This is a genomic window from Plesiocystis pacifica SIR-1, assembly GCF_000170895.1.
GTDB classification, from domain to species: Bacteria; Myxococcota_A; Polyangia; order Nannocystales; family Nannocystaceae; genus Plesiocystis; species Plesiocystis pacifica.
In genome coordinates, this window is record NZ_ABCS01000030.1 from 55,794 (window position 1) to 75,968 (window position 20,175).

The window sequence follows — 20,175 nt, forward strand, 5'->3', positions numbered from 1 at the left end:
AGCTGCGCCTGAAACAAATCGCAACGGCGAAAAGGCCACGGTGTCTGGGAGTGTCGTTTTGTAGATGGTAGGTGCGGTTAAATGCCCCGAATCTGTCAGCTCAATCCAATGTATATCCAGACTAATGCACGGGCGTGGTCAATTGCAAAGTGTTTAAATTAAAACCATGCTGTGTGCGCGTTATGCAAAGCCTGTTGTTCAAAGGGACAGCGTGATAGTGTTATGAATCGTTTGCGAGAGGGCGGGCGCGAGCGCGCAAACGAAAAGAGAGAGCGGCTGAGCCTGCTCTCTCCTCTGGTTCTCGGACCCGCACGGCGGGCCGGCTTGGAACTCATCGTCCCAGTTTGAGCGACCGCCGCAGCTGCAGGTAGGGCGAAGACACGCTGAAGGCGATCAAACCCTTGATGAGCTCCCGGCCTTCCACCTGGCCGCCTGGGCCGCCCTGAAGGACGAGGCGCGAGGCGCTCTCGATGTTGTCCGACATCAGGAAGCCGACGCGCGCGGCCGTGTGCTCGCTCCCGCGCAGCCACGCCTTGGTGTCGGCGCCGCCGGACTCGATCACCTTGGCGACAGCCTTGCGGGTGTCGTCGAGGCGCGAGGGGGGAAGCATCTTCTGAATCAATTCGCCCCAGGAGCGCGCCCGATCGCGCAGCTCCTTGGGGATCGCCACTTGCGGGTGGGTCAGGGCCACCGCGCCGTAGATGACGTCGCGCAGGCTCCCGCTCGAGGGCAGCAAGCTCGCGCCGAGTAGATAAGGATGCGAGCGCGCGATGGCCCGGCCCGCGCGGAAGGCCAGCGCGGCCTCGGGCTGCTTGCCGAGGGCGTCGTCGCCCGCGAGCACCGTGGGGTAGACGCCCGTGGCGTCGTTGAGCGCGGTGACGGTGAAGCCGCCGGCCGTGCCCTTGCGCAGGAAGAGATCGGGGGCGGGCATGTCGAGGACCTGGGCGATGTAGGCGACCCAGCGGGCGACGCCCGAGGCCTGCATGGTCACGCTCTCCCGGGCGCCGCGCTCGAGACCGAGGCTCGAATAACGCTGCCCTTCGCGGGCTCCCATAACGGGCCACAATAAACCGTATAGGTCAGACAGTCGCGTACTGGGGTGATTCGGCATGAGCACATCTCGCCATGCCTTTCGCGCCACTGTCCCGCGGGGCGGCTGATACCCGTCCCCGAGTTCGGCGGCCAGCTCCAATTCGGCTTCGTCAGCCTGTTTCAAAAAGCGCAGGGTTCGGGACACCGCAATTGCTGCGTCGCGCTGCTTGGCCGCGAGGAAGAGCTCGACCAGGCGGTGGTAGCTGTCGTAGTCGAGCGGGTTGTCGGTGATCACGGCCTGGACCTGCTCGATGCCCTTGTCGAGGGCGTCGGCGCCGAGCTTGACCGACAGCCCGATGATCTTCTGGCGGCGCTCGAGCTGGGTCTGGGGGTCGTCGATGCCGGCGCTGCGGGCGAGGGCGACGGCCTGCTCGTAAGCGATCATCGCGGTGCGAGGATCGCCGAGCTCTCGCTGGTAGAGGGCGCCGAGGCTCTCGAGCAGCTCGACCCGCGCGGGCGCGGCCTCGCCGGTCTCGGGCAAGGCCTTGAGCCGGGCGCGGAGCACCTTCGACAGCTCCTTGGCCTCGCCGGCCTGGCGCAGCTCCTCGACCACGGCGGTGAAGGCCTTGTCGTGGAGCGGGTCGGCCTCGAGCACGCCGAGCAGGCGCTCGCGCAGCACTCCGCCCGTGGGGTCGAGCTCGTTGGCGCGGATCAGCGAGGCGGCGGCGTAGCGGTACTTGGCCAGAATTGGGCCGCTCTCTTGGAAGGCCGCGAGGCGATCGAGGATGTCCACGGCCTCGGCCCACTGCTCGGCGTTGCTGTAGAGGTCGAGGGCCTTGTGCAGCAGCGCGACGTCGTCGGGGCGAGCGGCGATCACGGCGCTCATCTGCTCGACGGCCTCCTCGGGGCGGTTGAGGTCCTCGGCCAGGGTCGAGGCGAGGGCCAGGCGCAGGTCGAGGAGCTCGGTCTCGCGGGCGGCCCGGCGCTCGTCCTCGCCGTCGAGCTCGGCGAGGCCGGTCTCGAGCACGGACAGCAGCCGCTTTTGGGCCTCGACCTGCTTGGCCGGGGCGTCGGCGAGCTCGACGAGCAAGCGCGCGGCGTCGCCAAAGCCCGGGTCGAGGTCGAGGGCGCGATCGATCATCTGGTGGGCCTTGGCGAGCTCCCCGAGGCCGCGCCGGGCCAGGCCCATGCGCAGGTAGAGCTCGGCCTGGGTCCGGACCTCGCCCTCGCCCTGGCTCGCCTGCATGGCGAGGCCCTGGTAGGCCTTGAGCGCGGCGTCCCAGTTCTCGGACTCGAGCTCGAGGTCGGCGAGGGCCCGGGCGACCTCGCGGTTGCGGGGGTCGAACTCCTTGGCGACGCGGAGCAGCTCGCGGGCCTTGTCCTTGTCGTGGGCCGCGAGGGCGCAGCGGCCCGCGAGGGCGTGGGCGCGGGCGTTGGCCTCGCGGTTGTTGGGGTCGCCGGCGCGCAGCTGGGTCACCCAGCGCTCGGCGTGGGGCAGGGCCTCCCCGAGGTCGCCGCGGTCGACGAGCAGCTCGGTGAACAGGGCCGTGGCCTCCTCGTGGTGCGGGTCGAGGGCGACGAGCTCGCGCAGCAGGGGCAGGGCCCGCTCGGGCTTGCTCAGCGCCGTGGCCCACTTCTTGGCGGCGGCGAACAGCCCGCGGACCTTCTCGCCGGGGTCGGTGCTGGTCTGAGCCGCGCGGACGAGGGCCTCGAGGGCCTCGAGGGGACGCTCGCGCTGCTCGAGGATGTCGCGCAGCAAGGCCCAGCCCGCGCTCGAGCCGTCGTGGAGCTCGAGGGCCTCGCGGACCCGGGCCTCGGCCTCGTCGAGGGCCCCGGCTTGCTCGCGCATGCGGGCCATGGTGACCAGCATCTCGGCCCGCTCCTCGGGGCCGTCGGCGGCCTGCTCGAGGCGCTCGCGGAGCAGCTCCTCGGCGCGCTCGTCCTCGCCGGCCTCGCGCAGCCGGGCGATCAGCAGGTCGCGCCAGCGGCCCTCGCCGGGGTCGAGGTCCATGAGCTGCTCGAGCACCTCGCACTCGCGCATGGGGTCGGCGAGCGGCCCGGCGCTGAGCTCCCTGAGCTCGCGCAGGGCGTGGATGCGCATGCCGGGCTCGAGCGCGGCGCTCTTGGCCCGGCGCTCGAGCAGCTCGGCGAGGGTGTCGTGGGCGTCGACGCTCCGGTAGTAGCGGCTCAGGTCGTCGACGGCGGCCGCGACCAGGGCGTGGTCGATGGGCAAGGTCGCGACGATGCGCTCGCGGCAGTCCGCCGCGCGCTCGCCCCCGTCGGCCTCGCGGTCGAGCAAGGCGGCGACCTCGGCGAGCAGCTCGCCCTTGCGGCCCAGGTCCTCGCTGCCCTCGGCGAGCACGCTGAGCGCGTCGATGAGCCCCTCGCGGGCGTTGACCGAGGACAGCCCGTCGAGGGTCTCGGCCCCGGACGCGAGGGGGCGCAGGAGCTCAGCGAGCAGCTTGGCCGTCTCGGCGTCGCTGGGGTTGGCCTCGACCACGGCGCGGTACTGGGCGATCGCGTCGACCATGCGCCCCTCGCCGCGCAGCAGCTCGGCGGCCTCGAGGTGCAGGCTCCGCTTTTGGGCCGCGTCGAGCTCGGCGGCGGCGCGCTGGGGCAGGATCGAGGCGAGCAGGTCCTTGCGCTCGAGCTCCCGGGCCCAGCGCTCGCTGGCCTCGAGGGCGGTGGCGTTGTCGGGGTCCTCGGCGCGCACGTGCTCGCTGGCCTCGAGGGCGCCCTCGTGCTCGCCGAGGGCGCCGAGGAGCTCCGCCGCTTCGATGAGCGCGGCGTGGCGGGTCGCGCCGGTCTCGAGCTCGGCGACGGTCAGCAGCGAGGTGGCGAGCTCGGCCGGGAAGTCGCCCTTGCGGTAGGCGGCGATGGCCTCGTGGAGCAGCTCGACGTTCTCGGCCTCGAGCTCGAGGGCCTGCTCGTAGACCGCGATCGCGGAGTCGAGGTCGCCGGCCTGGTCGAGGTAGGCCTTGGCGGCGCCGCGGAGCACGCGGAGCTGGTCGGCGAGCTTGGGCAGGCGCGCGCCGATGCCCCGGAGCTGGCCCGCGACCTCGGCCCAGCGCCCGGTGACCTCGCCCAGGCGCAGGAGCTCGTCGACCACTGGCAGCTGGGCGTTGACGGACACGCTGCCGACGAGCTTGCCGAGGGCGTCGAGGGCCATGCCCGGCGCCTGCAGCTTGGTCTCGGCGATCTCGGCGAGCTCGCGCAGGAGCATCACGGTCTCGCCCTCGGCCTGGCTGAGCTCGGCGCGGACCTCGAGCACCTCGGCGACGAGATCCCAGCGCCCCTCGTCCCGGGCGGCGCGCTCGAGCCGGCTGACGGCCTCGCGGGCGGGGAGGTGCGTGGGCTTGATGCGGAGCACCGCGAGCCAGCCGTCGAGGTCGTCGGGGTCGCTGGGCTCGGCGGCGGCCGCTGCCATGGTGCCGGTGAGCTCGGGCTTGGCCACGGGCACGGGCACGTCCTCGCTGGCCGCCTCGACCGGGGCCTGCTCGGGCGCGGGCTCGGTCAGCGCTTCGAGGCCCGAGCGGAACGCGGCCAGGTCGCCCCGACGCGCGGGGTCGGGGTCGAGGGCCTGGCGCAGCAGGGCGTCGACGCGGCCGTCGAGCGCGGGCACGCGGCTGGACGGCGCCGGCACGCCGCCCGAGGGTGCCTCGCCGACGAGGCAGCGGTAGGCCGAGGCCGCGAGGGCGTAGAGGTCCGCGGCGGCGCTGGGGGCCGCGCCCGCGAGGCGCTCGGGGGCGAGGTAGGCCAGCGCGCCGCGGCGGGCCCGGGCGCGCAGCGAGGGCGACCCGGGGTTGAGGGCCGGGCCGAGCTCGAGCAAGGTCGCGTCCCCCTCCTCGCCGCTGAGGTAGAGCAGCTCTGGGTTGAGCTCGCCGTGGCACCAGTCGGCCTCGTGGAGCCGGGCCAGGGTGTCGCACACGCTGCCGAAGCGGGCCGCGAGGGTGGCGGGGCTCCAGTCGTCGAGGGCCGTGAAGCTGCGCCCGTCCACGCTCGCGCCGACGGTGGTGACTCGCTCGCCCTGGACGAGGACCTCGAGCACGCCGACCACACCGTCCCCGGCGGCGAGGGTCTTGGCCGCGCTGGCGCGGGCGTCGAGGGCCTCGCGCTCGGCCCCGAGCAGGGGGCGGTCGAGGGCGAACAGCTCCATGGCCACGGGCCCGACCTTGGGGTGCTCCGCGGTCACGCGCAGGTGCTCCCCGACGCGACCGCGCACGCGCTCGAGCGCGAAGGGCGAGGCGCACAGCGAGGCGAGCTTGGCCTTGGCGGTGTCGTGGTCGTCCGTGTCCGCGGCGACGAGGCCCACCCCGTAGCCCGCCTGCTCGGCGAGGTCCTTGTCGTCGGCCTCGGCGGCGCGCTCGAACGCTGCCCGGGCGCCATCGAGATCGCCGTGGGCCAGTCGCACGCAGCCCAGGCGGAGGGCGTCGGCGTGGCCGAGCTCGGCCAACCCGCCCCCGCGCTCGGTCAGGCCGTCGGCGAGTTTGGGGTCGAGCCCGAGGGCATCGTGCTCGTTGAGCGCGACCCGGGTAGACAAGGGCGCCAGGAGGCGCTGGAGATCCTGCAAGTCACTCGAGATGTCGGACATGGCGAGGCGATCGCGCGAGCGACGACACACACAAAGGGTCGCTGGGCGCGGGCGCCAGATGGTCGCACCTAGGCCCCATTGATTGCCAGGAATTGGTAGGATTCTTCGACTCGTTTGGCGTGTTCGAAGTCCGTCCGTGGGATGCGCGTGTGAGCTGACCCATGAAGGGGGATTCGAGCGCAGATCACCCAAGCGGTGATCCGTCGCACGAGCGTCTCGGCGAGGGCCCCACGAGCTCCGCTTCGACTGCTACATCCGGGCCGTGTCATCCACGCCCGCGAGCCCCGAGAGCACGCCCGTCGACCTGGGCCCGTCGCGACGGCCCGCTCGCGGCAAGACGCTGATTACCGGCGGCAGCGGCCATCTGGGCGCCAACCTCATCCGCGCGCTCCTCGACGAAGGTCACGAGGTTCGCGCGCTGGTCCAGGCGGGCACCAACAACCGCGGGCTCGAGGGCCTCGACATCGAGCGCATCGTGGGCGACCTGCGCGACGCCGACGCGATGCGCGAGGCCGCCGCGGGCTGCGGGCAGGTCTTCCACGCGGGCGCCAAGGTGTCCACGCGCGCGCCCACCTTGGCGCAAGAGCGCGAGATCTGGGACATCAACGTGCTCGGCACGCGCAACGTCGTCCAGGCTTGCCTCGAGGCCGGCGTCGATCGCCTGTGCCTGACCGGCTCCTTCTCGGGCATCGGCATCGACCCCGTCGATCCCTCCCGGCCCGTGCACGAGGGCATGCCCTTTTACCCCTTCATGGACTGGCTGCCCTACGCGCGCAGCAAGACCCTGGCCGAGCACGAGGTGCTCAAGGGCGTCGCCGAGGGCCTCGACGCGGTGATCGCCGTGTCGACGGGGATCATCGGCCCCCACGACTACCTGCCCTCGCGGACCGGCTCGACCTTCATCGACTTCGCCCACGGCAAGCTGCGCGGCTACATCCCCGGGGGCTCGGAGTTCGTGCGCGCCGCGGACCTGGTCGAGGGGCACCTGCTGGCGATGGCGCGGGGCAAGCGAGGTCGGCGTTACTTGCTGTCGACGCAGTTCTTGAGCCTCGGCGAGCTCATCGACCTGTTCATCGAATGCCACGGCGGCCGGCGACCGCGCCTGCGCATGCCGGTCCCGGTGATGCGCGCGGTCGCCACGGTCTACGAGCACACCGTGCGTCGCGTGGTGCCCGACGCGCCTCAGCGCCTGACCCCCGGGGCGATCGAGATCTTGGCCATGAACCGCCACGCGGACTGCACCCTGGCCAGGGAAGAGCTCGGCTACCAGCCGACCTCCATGCGCGAGGCCGTCGCCGAGACCTACGCCTTCTTTTGTTCTGAGGGCATGATCCAAAAAGCCGCCTGAGCCGCACTTCCCCCCGAGCCAGCCCGGGGCCCGCCTGGAAGGACTGGTCTAGACTGCGCCCGTGCGCCGCTGGAGCCTGTCGGACCTCGCCCTCGCCCGGCCCGTGACCGTCGGCATGTTGCTGGTCGCGGTCTTCCTGCTCGGGACGATCGCGCTGGCCAAGCTCCCCCTCGCGTTCTTGCCGGCCGAGTCGGCCCAGCGCATCTCGATCCGCGTCAACCTCACCCGGACCTCGCCCGAGATCCTCGAGCGCGACGTGATCCGACCCCTCGAGGAGTCCATCGCGGGCGTCCGCGACCTCGAGCAGATGCGGGTGTCGAGCGGCTCGTGGGGCGTGCGCATGCGCCTGAAGTTTCGCCCAGGCACGGACATCGACGCGCGCAAGCTCGAGGTCCGCGAGCGGGTCGATCGCACCCGGCCCGACCTGCCGGACACGATCCAGAACATCGACCTCAGCTCGTCCTCGGGCGCCGCCGACGAGCCGGTGATGCAGCTGCGCATCGCCAGCAACGAGCCCCTCGACGGGGCCTACGAGCTCATCGATCGCCGGGTCGTGCGGGCCATCGAGCGCATCGAGGGGGTCGCCCGGGTCGAGCTCGACGGGGTCGAGCCGCGGGAGCTCGAGGTCGCCGTCGATCTCGACGCGGCCCGGGGCTACGGCGTGGACCTCGACCAGGTCGGCGGGGTCGTGCGTCAGTCCCAGCGCGGCCGGAGCCTGGGCACGCTGCGGCGATCGTCCCGGGACGCGGGCGTGCGCAGCCCGGGGGCGCCGCCGAAGGCCGAGTACTTCGCCGACTTGCCCGTCGCGCGCGGGGCCGTCGGTCGCTCGCAGGCCGCGGCGACCGCGGACACCACGGAGGCCGCCGCGGTGGACACCGAGCTGCTCGACGCGGGCGACGCGGTCGCCGTCGTGTCGAACGCGTCCACGGGCGACGAGCTCAACGCCGACTTTGCCCGCCTCGGCGAGCTCGCCAGGGTCTCGATCCACCCCAAGGAAAAACGCCGCGGCAGCCGGCTCAACGGGCGCCCGGCCATCAACCTCGACGTGTTCGCCGACGCCGGCGCCTCGCCCGTGGAGGTCAGCGCCCGGGTCCGCGAGACCGTCGACGAGCTGCGCCGAGACCCGGCCCTCGGCGGCGTGGACGTGGCCGTGTTCAACGACCAGGGCGAGGTCATCCTCGACACCCTCGGCGACCTGCGCGACACGGGGATCTACGGCGGGCTCATCGGCGTCGTCGTGCTGTTTGGCTTCTTGCACCGCTGGCGGACCACGCTGACCGCGGCGGTGTGCATCCCGCTGAGCGTGCTCGCGGCCTGCGGCGTGCTCTTCCTGCGCGGCAGCGAGCTCAACTGCATCGTGCTCCTGGCCCTGGTGCTGTGCGTCGGCATGCTCATCGACAACGCGGTGGTCATCGTCGAGTCGATCCAGCAGCGCCTGCAGCGGGGCGATCCGCCGTTCACCGCCGCCCTCGAGGGCGCCCGGGAGGTGGGCCTGGCGACCGTCGCCTCGACCATGTCGAGCGTGATCGTGTTCCTGCCGATGATCGTCGGCCAGAGCCCCGGCGACATGTACACCTACATGAAGCCCCTGGGCTCGACCTTCGTGACCGCGCTCGTCGCCAGCTTGCTGGTCTCGCAGCTGGCCGTGCCCTTGCTGATGATCTTGCGCCGGCCGAGCTGGCTGGGCGGTCCCAAGGACGACGAAGACGGCGAGGGCACCGAGACCGAGACCGAGACCGACTCGGCGACGAGCACGCCGCGGGGCTTTCGACCCACGCGCAACGTCTTGCTCGAGCCCGTCGCCGCGTTCTACGGGCGCCTCGTGGGCTGGACGATCCGCCACCCGCGGATGACCCTCGCCGTCGGTCTGTGCCTGTGCGCGAGCGCCTACTACCCGGCGCAGAACATGAACATCGACATGGGCATGGACGAGCGGATGATCGCCATGCCGATCCGCCTCGAGTTCACCGGCAGCCGGGACTACCGCGACGTGATCACCGGGCTCGAGGCCGTCGAGGACGAGCTGCTGCCGCGCAAGGACGAGCTGGGCATCGAGACCCTGACCTGCCGCTACCGCGACTGGGGCGGGACCTGCGACGCCTACCCGGCCAACGACATCGAGTCCGAGGCGCAGATGTCCGACTTCAAGCAGGGGCTCCAGGCCAGCTTGCCCGAGCAGCCCGGGGTCCGCTACGCCGTCGGCGAGCGCGACGGCTGGTGGATGGGCGGCCGGGACCCGCGGGAGGTGGGCTTCGTGATCCGCGGCGAGGACATGGGCACGCTCTTCGAGCTCAGCGAGCGCTTGGCCGAGCACATGGCCGAGCGCCTGCCCAAGGGCGACTTCGACAACCCCGAGGCCGGGGGCTACGACCGGATCAACGGCCCCTTCAACGAGGGCAACGAGGAGCTCCACGTCGTCCTCGACCCGGATCGGCTCCAGCGCCTGGGCCTGCGCGCCGGCGAGGTCAGCCAGATGGTCGCGCTCGCGTTTCAGGGCGTGCCCCTGGGCTCGATCCGCGGCCCCGAGGGGGAGGTCGAGCTGCGCCTGTCGACGGGCTCCCTGGACCCCCAAAGCTCGGCTCAGGGCGCCCGGGGGCCGGGCATCGCCGACCTCGGGGACCTGCGCATCCCCCTGCCCGCGCCCACGGACACCGGCGTGACCGAGGTGCCGCTGAGCTCCATCGCGGACATCGAGCTCGAGCGCAGCCCGTGGTGGGTGCAGCGCGTCGATCGTCAGACCGAGGTCCGCCTGCGGGTGCGCTTTTTCGGCACGGATCGGGGCGCCAACCAGGCCGCCGTCGAGGCCGCCCGCGAGGGCTTCGCGCTGCCCGCGGGCTACAGCATCGGTCAAGGCACGCGCTGGGGCATGGAGAACGACGAGATGCTGCAGCTGGCGATCAACCTGGGTCTTTGCCTGATCCTCGTCTACGCCGTGATGGCTTCGCTGTTCGAGAGCTTCCTGCAGCCCGGGGCGATCCTGGCCACGGGCCTGCTGGGCTGCTTTGGCGCCCCGTGGGCGATGTGGGCCTCGGGCACGACCTTCGACATCGTCGCGATGATCGGCCTGTTCATCCTCGTCGGCATCATCGTCAACAACGGGATCATGCTCGTCGACAAGGTCACGCAGCTACGCGGCGATGGCCTGGGCCGCGACGAGGCCCTGGCCCAGGCCGGCAAGGACCGGCTGCGCCCGGTGCTGATGACCGCGGCGACGACCATCTTTGGGCTCGTCCCCATGCTCTTGCACCACCCGACGCTGGCGGGGATCTACTACCACTCCATCGCCATCATCATCGCCGCCGGCCTGGCCACGAGCACGGTGATGACCCTCGTGTTCCTGCCCTCGGCCTACGTGCTGGTCGAGAACTTCTCCCTCGAGTCCCAGCGGATCTGGGCGGGGATCACCAGCTGGAAGCGCTCGCCGCCTCAGTAGCCCCGGAGCTTGCGGAGCTCGCGGAGCTCCTTCTTCTTCGGGCGACCGGCCCCGCGCTCGCGCTCGGCCACGACCACGCGCTCTTCCTTGGGCGGGGGCGCCGGGGTGTGGTCGACGTAGAGGGTGCGGGCGACGGAGGCCGGGCCGCGGCGCTCGCCGAGGGCGACGACCTCGAGCTCCCGCGGTCCGCCGGGGGTGAGCACGTCGATCCTGTCCCCGGGCTTGACGCCCTTGGAGGCCTTGACCGACTCGCCGTCGATCTTGACGTGTCCCGCCGAGCAGGCCGTCGAGGCGCTCGAGCGCGTCTTGAACATCCGCGCGGCCCACAGCCACTTGTCGATGCGCACGGACTTGGGAGCGTCAGCCATGGTTGGCCAGTATACCCCTTGCTGGGCGCGGCGCAGGCTCAGGGCACGAAGCCGCCGGCGAAGTCCATGCAGCCGCCGCAGTCCCAGCGGAAGTTGTCGCGGAGCACGACGGTGGCCACGGCGGCGTCGCCGATGTCGATGAGGCAGAAGGTCAGCTCCACGGGCTCGCCCGGGGCCTGCGGGGCCGCGGGCGAGGGACGCGACGTCCCCAGTCCCGCTATGCTCGGCGCCATGAGCCTCATGTCTCGCCTCAAGCGCCCCGGACCCAGCGGCTTTGGCTACGGCAGCACCGCCGAGCAGGTCACCGAGGGCCTCGACTTGTCGGGCAAGGTCTACCTGCTCACCGGCTCCAACAGCGGCCTGGGCCTCGAGACCTTGCGTGTGCTGAACCTGCGCGGCGCCACGGTGATCGCCACGGCGCGGACCCAGGCCAAGGCCGAGGGGGCGCTGCGTGACGCCGGGGCGAGCGAGCGCGGCGTCGCCATGGCCTGCGAGCTGTCCGAGCCCAGCTCCGTGCGCGCCTGCGTCGAGGCCGTCAACGCGTGGTGCGGGGAGCAGCGGCCGCTCGCGGGGATCATCGCCAACGCGGGGATCATGGCTCTGCCCAAGCTCCAGCTGAAGTTCGGCTACGAGCTGCAGTTCTTCACCAACCACATCGGGCACTTCATGCTGGTCAACGGGGTGCTCGACTCCCTCGCCCCCGACGGCCGCGTGGTGATGCTGGCGAGCTCCGCCCACCAGGGCGCGCCGCGGGCCGAGGGCATCCAGTTCGACAACCTCGACGGCCGCAAGGGCTACGCGCCGTGGGCCAACTACGGCCAGTCCAAGCTCGCCAACTTGCTGTTCGCGCGGGAGCTCGACCGCCGCCTCGCGGCCAGCGAGCACCCCCAGCGCAGCGCCAACGCCGTCCACCCCGGGGTGATCCCCACGCCCCTGGGCCGGCACGTCAGCAAGGCGACCTGGTTCACCTTCAGCGTGCTCGGCAAGCCCTTCTTGAAGACCGTCCACGAGGGCGCGGCCACGCAGTGCTTCGTGGCCACCCACGCCAGCGTCGGCGGCGGGGGCTTGCGCGGGCAGTACTTCGCCGACAGCAACGTCGCCGAGAGCTCCGCCCACGGCAGCGACATGGCCCTGGCGGCGAAGCTGTGGCAGGTCAGCGAAGAGATCGTCGCCGGACTCTGACTTTGCCCCCACAGCCGCTCGGAGACCGGGGCGCTTAGTCGCTCCGCTCCTCCGCGACGAAGCGTCCCCGGTCTTCAGGCGGCTGTGGGGGCAAAGTAGTTCTATTGGGCGTCGAGGAAGGCCGCGATCGCGTCGTTGGTCTTCTCGAGGTTGGGCTTGACCAGGGCGACGATGAACTTCTCGACCTGGGGCCCGATCGTGCCGGCGAGGAAGCGCGGCACGCCCTTGACCTTGCGGATGTCGATCTGCAGCTCGCCCTCGAGGAGCACCTTGGTCGACTCGCCCTGGGCGACCAGGGTCGTCGAGCCCGAGCACGAGAAGGCGTCGCGGAAGGCCCGGGTCTCGATGCGCCACGCGCAGCGGGTGTCGGCCGCGGTCCAGGTCGCGTGGTCGTCCCAGTACAGGTGCTCCGGCTTGATGAGCTTCTGGGCCACCGCCGGGATCTCCTTGTCGCTCGCCCACACGTTGTGCAAGCGGACCGCGCCCTGCTCCGGCAGCTCCTCCCGCGACTCGACCACGATCTCGCGGATGTCGTCGAGGTAGGCCACGGTCTCGGGCAGACGATCGCGGTAGACCTCGAACACGCGGTCGACGGGGTGGGCGATCAGGGACTCGCTGTAGATGCGCACGGCGGGGCCTCTACTGCGAGTCTGCCGGTCTCGTCAAGGCGCCGAGGCGGCGCTCAGGGAATGCCAAACGCGGTGATCGACAGGCCCGCGCCGACCAGCTCGCCCTCGCCGATCACCCCCTTGTCGCCCAGGCACAGCATCCAGGTGCCGTCGACGGGCTCGTCGGCGAAGTCGGAGAGGGGTCCCGATCCGGTCGCGCCCGGGTGCGGCTGGAAGTCGCACACGTCGTCGGAGACGCACACGGTCTCGTCGATGTCGAGCTCGACGCCCATGTCCTCGGCGGACGCGGCGAAGTCGTCGTTGAAGTTGAGGGGCCCGGTGGCGCCGAAGTAGGAGTCGTCGCCGCAGCACGAGCCGTCGCCGTCGAAGGCCTCGTCGAGGCCGGGGCGGCTGAACAGGGTGACCTCGGTGCCCTCGGGGCTGACGACCTTGGCCACGAGCTCGCCGACCCACGAGTGCTCGATGATCAGCTGCGCGGTGACGTCGACGACGGCGGCCTCGGCGATGAAGTTGAGCTCGATGCACGCCATGGACTCGAGGGTCGCGTCGTACATGTCCTCGGGGATCTTCAGCCCGGCCATGCCGTCGAGCTCGACGACGAACTCGTAGGGGTTGAGGGTGCAGTCGTTGGCGCACTCGTCGTCGTCGATGTCGTTGCCGTCGTCGCACTGCTCGCCGAGCTCGGTCCGGCCGTTGCCGCACTCGGGCTCGCCCTCCTCGGCGCCGTCTTGGGTGGTCTCGGCGTCGGTGGTCTCGGCGTCGGTGCTGTCCTCGGCGTCGGTGGTCTCGGCGTCGGTGCTGCCGTCCGTCGAGCTGTCTTCGCCGGACTCCTCCGTCGTCGAGGTGTCGCCGTCTTCGCCGACGTCGTCGCTGCCCTCGCCGAGACCGATGGTGTTCGGCGAGCAGGCCGAGAGCGCCACGATGGCGAGGAGTCCCGAGAGCGAGCGAGGCCAGAGCATGGCCCCTTGCTAGCACGGGCAACGCGCCCAGGTCATGAATGGCTCAGCCTGGGTCGCAAAAGTAGCCCACCGTGGCCTCTTGGGTGGCGAGCAGAGCGTCGCAGGCGGCGTTACACAGGTTCATGCGGGTCATCTCGGCGTCGGCCCAGACCCAGCCGTCCTCCGAGCCGCAGTCGGTCACCTCGGGCCAGTCCTGGTCGCCGGCGGTGACCTGGACCTGGTCGGGATCGCTGGGCGACTCGCCCAGGTCCAGGTGGCAGCTGTTGGCGTAGGAGTCGGCGACGACCTGCTCGAGGGCTGCGTGCAGGCTCTCGGCGTTCGCGGCCTCGAAGTAGTCGTCGGCGCCGCCCCCCGCCTCGGCCATGGCCCCGAGCTGGGCCTTGGCCGAGTTGTAGCTCGGCGAGATGCCCACGACGTAGGTCGCGATGCCGTCGACCTCGCGGGCGAGGGTGAGCTCGGTGGTGATCTGCTCGAGGGTCGCGGCCTGGTCGTCGGTGCAGCCGATGCTGCCGTCGGTGATCAGCACCACCGCCTTGGCGCCGGGGGCCTCGTAGTCGCGCATCATGCCGAGCCCGGCGTCGAGGGCGGCCAGGGTCGGCGTCCCGCCGTTGACGTCCTCGAGCGGCCCCGGGATGAGCTCGAGCAGGAGCTCGCTGTTGTCGAGGAGCATGGGCACGTCGATCTGCGGGGACACGCCGCACTCGCCCCAGCCCTGGGTCGAGAAGGTCTTGGCCCCAAACTCGACGAAGTGGTCCATGTCGTCGGCGAGCATGACGTCGCCGAGGGCCTCGTGGAGGGCTTGCCAGCGGCTCTTGTCCGGCTCGTCGGCGTCGAAGCCGGTCTGCATCATGGAGCCCGAGCGATCGAGGAGCATCAGCACGCTCGGCGGCACCGGGGCCACGCTGTCCACGAACTCCACGCACGCGCCGCTGCCCTCGTCCTCCGTGGCGCCGTCCGTGGCGCCTTCCTCACCGCCCTCGCCCGCCCCCTCGGCAGACCCCTCATCGCCCTCGCCGCCCTCGCTGCCGTTGGGGTCGAGCCGGCCATCGTCGCCCCCGTCCTCGCTCTGGCCCTCCTCGTGACCGCTCTCCCCTGCCTCGTCGCCCGCGTCGACACCACCTTCGTCCTCGAAGCCCGTCTCCCCGTAGCCCGGGAGCTCGTAGGGGTTGTCTTGGGGCTCCCCCGCACACGCAGCGAGGTGGACCAGACATGCGGCGAGGAACGAGACTTTGGTCCGGCTCTTCATGGTTTTGCAGCTTACTCAAAAAACATGAGATGAAAAGGGACAAGATCGCGCTTCGTGTGAGCTGATGGTCGTGCGCGATTTCGTGTGCGCTCTATGCCTGTCGAAGCTACTGGTTCGTTTTGAATGTTTGTTGGAGCAATGAGGGATGAGCGTTCCCGGCTCGGGTGCGGGGTGTGCTTTTTGATCGATTTTGGATCCGCGGGGGGCGCTCGGATACCCTGGACGGCGATGACGTCGGGTCTCGAAGAATTTGGCATCGTTGACGACGACGCGCCGATCGCCAAGTCCAAGGAGCTCACCGGCGGCAAGCCTGTGACCACGGCGAACAAGAAGATGGATCTGGAGCAGGTCAAGGCCGCGCTCCAGGAGATCCCCCTGTTCGCGGGTCTGCTCCCGACCCACCTCGACCGCATCGGCAAGCTGGCCGGTGAGTTCGAGTATCAAAAGAACGAGTACGTCTTTCACCACGGTGACGAAGGTGACGGGCTGTACCTGGTCATCTCCGGCGCGATCCGCATCTCCCGCAACATGTCGGGGATGGGGGAAGAGGCGCTGGCCGTCCTTCGGGAGGGGCAGCACTTTGGCGAGATGTCACTGATTGATGACGACGTGCCGCGCTCGGCGGACGCGCTGTGTCACGAGGGGGCGCGGTTGATCAAGCTGCCCAAGCACGACCTGCGCGACTTGATGTTCGTCGATCGCGAGCTCGCCTACGAGCTGCTGTGGCGCTTCGTTCGTGGGTTGAGCTCGCGGCTGCGGGACTCGAACGACCGCCTGATGATGCTGACCGCGACCTCGAAGTTCTGACCTCAGGAGCAGAGCTCGACGAGCTCGCAGGCCTCGGTGACCTCGCACTCCTCATAGCCATCGGGGTCGACGACCCCGCTGCAGCGGGTGTCGATCACCTCGCAGCGCTCGACGAGCTCACAGGTCACGGCGGGAGCTGGCGCAGCTTTGGGTGCCTTCGCTTTGGTCTTGGACCGGGCTCCCCTGGACTTCGCTTTTGGTGGAACTTTGGGCTCGGGGGCCGGCTGGGGCTGGGGCTGGGGCTGGGGTTGGGGCTCGGGGGCCACCTTGGCCGGTGGTTCGGGCGTCGCGGCCAAGACCGGCGCAGGTTCGACGTGCGGCGCCGCGGGGGAGGCCGCGGGGGGGGCCTCGGGCGTGGTCGAGTCTTCCTGCTCGGGAGGGTGCCAGTGGACGAGCAGGGTCGACAGCGCCGTCACCAGGGTCGCGCACGCACCGATCACGAGGCTGATCGACTTGGCGCGTCGGCTCGTGCCTTCTTTTTCGGGCTCGGGCTCGGGTTCGGGCTCGGGCTCGGGCTCGGGTTCGGGTTGGGGCTCGGGTTGGGGTTGGGGCTGGGGCCCGGGTTCGGGTTGGGGCTCGAGGGCCTCGGGCCCCACGCCCGAGGGGGAGTCCGCGTTCGGGTCGTCGCTGGTGGACATGGTGGCTCCGAGGTCGTCGAGGTGGGGCTCAGGCGGCCGCGGGGGCGCCGGACAAGCTGTTTGCGAGATCGACCACGAAGCGGACGATCTGGACGGCGAGGGCCAGGCCCGTACCGATCGCCGCGAACACACCGGAGATGACGGCGAACACGGCGGAGGTGATCCCGAAGTCGCCGCCGGAGATCAGCAGGGCGATGCCCGAGATGGCGGCGGCGATGCCCGAGACGACGCCCGCGGCGCCGGCCGCGATGTTGAGCCCCTCGCAGACCTTGTCGAACACCACCTGCGACTGGGGCGTGTCGCAGCCTCGGGCGAGGGCGTCGAGCTCCTGCGCGCTCAAGCTGGCGAAGGTGTCGCGCATGCGCTCGGGGTCGACGGCGGCGATGCGCCGGGCGGCCTCGCTGGCCTCGCGCTCGGGCGTCTCCTCGAGCTTGGGCACGAGCTGTTCGAGGGCCTGGCGAGCGAGCTCGGGGAGCTTGCTGAGCTTGTCGTAGAGGTCGAAGGAGATCACGCTCATCACGGCCTTGCTGATGTTGTCGAAGATCGCCGTGACTTGATCGACGGAGGACACGAGCATGCAGTGGCCGTCGCTGACGGCGACGACGATGTACTCCTCGATGAGCATGTTGCGGTGGGTGTAGAGCAGCTGGCCATCTTCACCGTGGCTGGGGGCGCCGTGGGCCCGGTAGCGCACGTCCTGGCCGTGGCGCCACATGGTCCCGGCGTCGCCGATGCGCAGGGGTCCCTCCCAGCTCCAGGGGATGGAGACGGGGTGGCCCCAGGGGAACTCGTGCAGGCCCTCCCCGATGGTGGTGTTGTCTCCGCTCCAGTCCGGGTTGAGGAACTCGAGCTCCTTCCCGGTGTAGTTGGCGAGGGCGCAGATGCGAGTGACGTTTGGTCCGATTCCCATGCTCAGACCATGGCCAGGGCGGGTCTGGGGCGCACTTGCGCGACCTTGCGCGACCTTGCGGTTTTGGTGAAAGGGCGTGAAAGGGGCTGAAGTTGTGATCGCTCCGGCAGTTGGGAGACGCTCGGGGCGTGGATGGACCGCCGCGCACCAGGCCGCCCTGCGAGGGCTGGGATCCGACGGTCTCGCGCGATCTGCCGGCGGCGCCGATGCTGCGCGCGCAGCTCGAGGCGCCGGCGCGGATCGGTCGCTTCGAGGTCGCGCGGTTGCTGGGCCGCGGGGGCATGGGGGCGGTCTACGTCGGCGTCGACGGGGACCTCGACCGCGAGGTCGCGCTCAAGCTCCTGCGCCCGGGCTCGACGAGCGCGCGCGGGCGCCACAGGCTGCTGCGCGAAGCCCAGGCCCTCGCCAAGCTGTCGCACCCCAACGTCGTCCAGGTCCACGAAGTGGGGGAGGAGCGCGGGGCGATCTACATCGCCATGGAGCTCGTCGAGGGGCAGACCCTCTCGGACTGGGCGCTGTCGTCGGCGGACTGGCGCGGGCGCCTCGAGGTGCTGCTCCAGGCCGGGCGCGGGCTCGGGGCGGCCCACGCCGCGGGTCTGGTGCACCGCGACTTCAAGCCCGACAACGTGCTCGTGGGCGCGGACGGCCGGGCGCGGGTGCTGGACTTTGGCCTGGTCCGCCGCTTGCCCGGGGCCGACCCGAGCCTCGACGTGACGCAGCCCGAGGGCGGGCGTCGAGCCTCTCAGGAGCGCGAGACCCTCGACGGCGAGCTGTCGGACTCGGCGCTGACGATGCGCGGGACGGTGATGGGCACGCCGGCCTACATGGCGCCGGAGCAGCACGCCGGTCGGCCCTGCGACACGGCGGCGGACCAGTACGCCTTTTGCGTCACGGCCCTCGAGATCCTCCACGGGCAGCGACCCTTCGCGGCCGGGACCATGCGGGCCCTGGCGGCGGCCAAGGACGCCCGAGAGCTCCGGCCCGCGCCGCGCGAGCGGGCCTTGCCGCGCTCGGTCCAGGCGGCGCTGGTCCGCGGGCTGGAGCCCGAGCCCGGCGCGCGCTGGCCGTCCATGGAGGCGCTCCTCGACGTCCTCGAGGCGAGCTTGGGCCCGTCGAAGCTGCGGCCTTGGTCCCTCGTGGCCGGGACCTTCGCGGTCCTCGGCGTGGCCCTGGGGCTGGCCTCGGCGCGGCCGAGGGGGGCCGTCGCGGCGCCGGCTTGCGCCCTTGGAGCCCGGAGCCTCGAGGGGTTCTGGGACGGGGAGCGGGCGGCGGGCCTCGACGCCAAGCTGGGCGCGGACGCGGGCGCGGTGCGTCGCCGCCTCGACGCCTGGGCCGGGGCCTGGGTGCTCGAGCGTCGGGCGAGCTGCCAGGCGACCCACGTCGAGGGCACGCAGTCCGCCGCCATGCTCGACCGGCGCGAGGCCTGCCTGCTGCGCCAGCGCGCCGAATTCGACGCGGTCCTCGAGGTGCTCGAGGAGTTCGAGGTGGGCCCGGCGCTGGCTCCGGGCGCGGCGGTGTCGGCCCTCGACGCCCTACCTGAGCGCAGCGCCTGCAGCGTCGCGGCCCTCGACGCGAGCGCCTCGGCGAGGCGGAGTGAGACCGACGAGGCGGCCTTCGCCGAGCTGGCCCGGGCCCGCGCCGAGCTGAACGTGGGCTCTGTCGAGCGCGGGCGGCAGCGGGTCCTCGCGGTCGCCGAGCGGGCCGAGGCGGACGGCCAGGTCGAGCTCTCCCTCGAGGCGCGGCGCGTCCTCGCGACCCTCGCGGATCAGGCCGGCAGCCTCGACGAGGCCCTCGAGATCCTGCGCGAGGCGACCCACGGGGCCCGCCGAGCGGGGCTGAGCGACCTCGAGGCCAGCGTCCGCGTCCAGCGGGCGCGGGTGGCCGCGGGCGACTCGGGGCACCCGGCCCTCGAAGCCGCGCTCGTCGACGAGGCCCAGCTCGCCCTCGAAGGCGTGGGTCGGCCCGAGGACCCCCGCGCCGTGACCCTCGAGATCGCGCGGGCGCGGGTGGCCGAGCAAGCGGGCGACTGGGACGCAGCCATCGCCGCTCACGAGCGCGCCCACGCCCTCGCCGAGGGTCGCCTCGACGAGACCTCGCGCGCGCTCGTGCGCGTCGGCGTCGGGACGGCGCGCTACCGGGCGGGGGACTACGCGGGGGCCCAGCGCGAGCTCGAGGCCTGCGTCGACGCCGTGACCGAGGGCTGGGGTCCGCGGGCGCCCCAGCTCGCCCGGGTGCACTTCAACCTCGCCATGGTCGCCAGCGATCTCGGCCAGCAGGGGCGGGCGCGCGAGCACATGGACGCCGCCCTCGCGCTGGACCGGGCGCTGTGGGGGGAGGGCTCTCTCGAGCTCGCCCGCGACCGCTTCGCCTCGGCCTACCTCGACTTTGGCGCGGGCGAGATGGTCCGGGGCTGCGCCGAGGTCGACGCGATCGTGCCGACCTACGAGGCCGAGCTCGGCCCCGAGCACGACGAGACCGGGCAGCTGCTCACGGCCGCGGGCATGTGCCGCTTCTTCGAAGACCGGCTCGAGGACGCCGAGGCGAGCTACGAGCGCGCCCTGACCATCCAGCGCCAGCGCCTGGGCGAGGACCACTACGAAGTGGGGCTGTTGCACAGCAACCTCGCCGAGGTCGCCCTGGCCCGCGGCGAGTTCGAGCTTGCCGGGCAGGGCTACGACCGGGCCGCCGAGATCTTCGCGGGCGCCGTGCCCGAGGACCACCCCCTGCACGCCTACGCCCTGCGCGGGCAGGGGGCGGTGTGGCTCGAGCAAGGGGAGGCCGATCGGGCCGTGGTCGCGCTGGAGCGGGCGCTGGCCATCGCCGATGCCTCGAACGCGGTCGAGTTCGCCGAGATTCAGCTGGCGCTAGCTCGCGCGCGGGTGGCCGTGGGTCGCCCGAACGAGCTCGCCGAGGCCCTCGCCGAGCAGGCCCTGCAAACCTTCACCGAGGCGGGGGCGATGAGCCGCGCCGAGGCAGCGCGGGCGTGGCTCGAGCGCTGAACCCAACTCACCAACGACGAAAGCACGCGAAGC

The 20,175-nt window shown here is 71.6% G+C and carries 13 protein-coding genes; 5 read left to right on the forward strand and 8 right to left on the reverse strand.

The genetic code is table 11. The annotated features are described in order from the left end of the window. Positions 1-331: 331 nt before the first annotated feature. Positions 332-5,623, reverse strand: a complete 5,292-nt coding sequence (locus PPSIR1_RS47955) for a tetratricopeptide repeat protein (protein ID WP_157595648.1) — start codon at positions 5,621-5,623, stop codon at positions 332-334. Between the two features lie 262 nt (positions 5,624-5,885). Here PPSIR1_RS47955 and PPSIR1_RS17175 point away from each other — a divergent pair, with 262 nt between their 5' ends. Both PPSIR1_RS17175 and PPSIR1_RS17180 read left to right on the forward strand, forming a co-directional pair. Beyond that, complete coding sequence (locus PPSIR1_RS17175; RefSeq protein WP_006972372.1) at positions 5,886-6,971, forward strand: NAD-dependent epimerase/dehydratase family protein; 1,086 nt, start codon at positions 5,886-5,888, stop codon at positions 6,969-6,971. Between the two features lie 61 nt (positions 6,972-7,032). Next, on the forward strand, positions 7,033-10,404 hold the full coding sequence (locus tag PPSIR1_RS17180) for an efflux RND transporter permease subunit (protein ID WP_006972373.1): 3,372 nt from the start codon (positions 7,033-7,035) through the stop codon (positions 10,402-10,404). Here PPSIR1_RS17180 and PPSIR1_RS17185 read toward each other — a convergent pair. Further along, on the reverse strand, positions 10,398-10,772 hold the full coding sequence (locus PPSIR1_RS17185; RefSeq protein ID WP_006972374.1) for an RNA-binding S4 domain-containing protein: 375 nt from the start codon (positions 10,770-10,772) through the stop codon (positions 10,398-10,400). The genes PPSIR1_RS17180 and PPSIR1_RS17185 overlap by 7 nt on opposite strands. 38 nt (positions 10,773-10,810) lie before the next feature. Further along, a complete protein-coding gene (locus PPSIR1_RS50770; RefSeq protein WP_006972375.1) occupies positions 10,811-10,933 on the reverse strand; it encodes a hypothetical protein in 123 nt (40 codons plus the stop codon). A gap of 70 nt (positions 10,934-11,003) precedes the next feature. Between PPSIR1_RS50770 and PPSIR1_RS17190 the strand changes: the two genes are divergently transcribed. Beyond that, positions 11,004-11,954, forward strand: a complete 951-nt coding sequence (locus tag PPSIR1_RS17190; RefSeq protein ID WP_198154530.1) for an SDR family NAD(P)-dependent oxidoreductase — start codon at positions 11,004-11,006, stop codon at positions 11,952-11,954. Positions 11,955-12,055: 101 nt separating this feature from the next. Here PPSIR1_RS17190 and PPSIR1_RS17195 read toward each other — a convergent pair whose 3' ends face one another. The 3 genes from PPSIR1_RS17195 to PPSIR1_RS43010 are packed head-to-tail and all read right to left on the reverse strand — an operon-like array spanning position 12,056 to position 14,788. Further along, positions 12,056-12,583 (reverse strand): DUF2505 family protein, encoded by a 528-nt coding sequence (locus PPSIR1_RS17195; protein ID WP_006972377.1) that lies wholly within the window; start codon positions 12,581-12,583, stop codon positions 12,056-12,058. A 53-nt stretch (positions 12,584-12,636) separates the two neighbouring features. Next, entirely contained in the window at positions 12,637-13,542 is a 906-nt protein-coding gene (locus tag PPSIR1_RS17200; RefSeq protein ID WP_006972378.1) for a proprotein convertase P-domain-containing protein, read from the reverse strand. 43 nt (positions 13,543-13,585) lie between these two features. Further along, on the reverse strand, positions 13,586-14,788 hold the full coding sequence (locus tag PPSIR1_RS43010; protein WP_006972379.1) for a vWA domain-containing protein: 1,203 nt from the start codon (positions 14,786-14,788) through the stop codon (positions 13,586-13,588). Between the two features lie 228 nt (positions 14,789-15,016). Here PPSIR1_RS43010 and PPSIR1_RS17210 point away from each other — a divergent pair, with 228 nt between their 5' ends. Then, positions 15,017-15,595 carry a cyclic nucleotide-binding domain-containing protein gene (locus PPSIR1_RS17210; protein WP_006972380.1) on the forward strand — a complete coding sequence of 193 codons (579 nt, stop codon included), beginning with the start codon at positions 15,017-15,019 and terminating at the stop codon, positions 15,593-15,595. A 2-nt stretch (positions 15,596-15,597) separates the two neighbouring features. Here the strand turns inward: PPSIR1_RS17210 and PPSIR1_RS49375 are convergent, their stop codons facing one another. Both PPSIR1_RS49375 and PPSIR1_RS17220 read right to left on the reverse strand, forming a co-directional pair. Continuing rightward, positions 15,598-16,233, reverse strand: coding sequence for a hypothetical protein (locus PPSIR1_RS49375; RefSeq protein ID WP_006972381.1), 636 nt, complete (start codon positions 16,231-16,233; stop codon positions 15,598-15,600). Between the two features lie 28 nt (positions 16,234-16,261). Beyond that, positions 16,262-17,143, reverse strand: coding sequence for a hypothetical protein (locus tag PPSIR1_RS17220; RefSeq protein WP_006972382.1), 882 nt, complete (start codon positions 17,141-17,143; stop codon positions 16,262-16,264). Positions 17,144-17,271: 128 nt separating this feature from the next. On the opposite strand from PPSIR1_RS17220, the gene PPSIR1_RS17225 reads away from it, so the two are divergent. Further along, positions 17,272-20,142 (forward strand): protein kinase domain-containing protein, encoded by a 2,871-nt coding sequence (locus tag PPSIR1_RS17225; protein ID WP_157595650.1) that lies wholly within the window; start codon positions 17,272-17,274, stop codon positions 20,140-20,142. Positions 20,143-20,175 lie beyond the last annotated feature (33 nt).

Bases quoted from the DNA above. Each gene is read 5' to 3' on its own strand.
- PPSIR1_RS47955 (WP_157595648.1), bottom strand. From the start codon at position 5,623: ATGTCCGACATCTCGAGTGACTTGCAGGATCTCCAGCGCCTCCTGGCG.
- PPSIR1_RS17185 (WP_006972374.1), bottom strand. From the start codon at position 10,772: ATGGCTGACGCTCCCAAGTCCGTGCGCATCGACAAGTGGCTGTGGGCC.
- PPSIR1_RS17190 (WP_198154530.1), top strand. From the start codon at position 11,004: ATGAGCCTCATGTCTCGCCTCAAGCGCCCCGGACCCAGCGGCTTTGGC.
- PPSIR1_RS17200 (WP_006972378.1), bottom strand. From the start codon at position 13,542: ATGCTCTGGCCTCGCTCGCTCTCGGGACTCCTCGCCATCGTGGCGCTC.
- PPSIR1_RS43010 (WP_006972379.1), bottom strand. From the start codon at position 14,788: ATGAAGAGCCGGACCAAAGTCTCGTTCCTCGCCGCATGTCTGGTCCAC.
- PPSIR1_RS17210 (WP_006972380.1), top strand. From the start codon at position 15,017: ATGACGTCGGGTCTCGAAGAATTTGGCATCGTTGACGACGACGCGCCG.
- PPSIR1_RS49375 (WP_006972381.1), bottom strand. From the start codon at position 16,233: ATGTCCACCAGCGACGACCCGAACGCGGACTCCCCCTCGGGCGTGGGG.
- PPSIR1_RS17220 (WP_006972382.1), bottom strand. From the start codon at position 17,143: ATGGGAATCGGACCAAACGTCACTCGCATCTGCGCCCTCGCCAACTAC.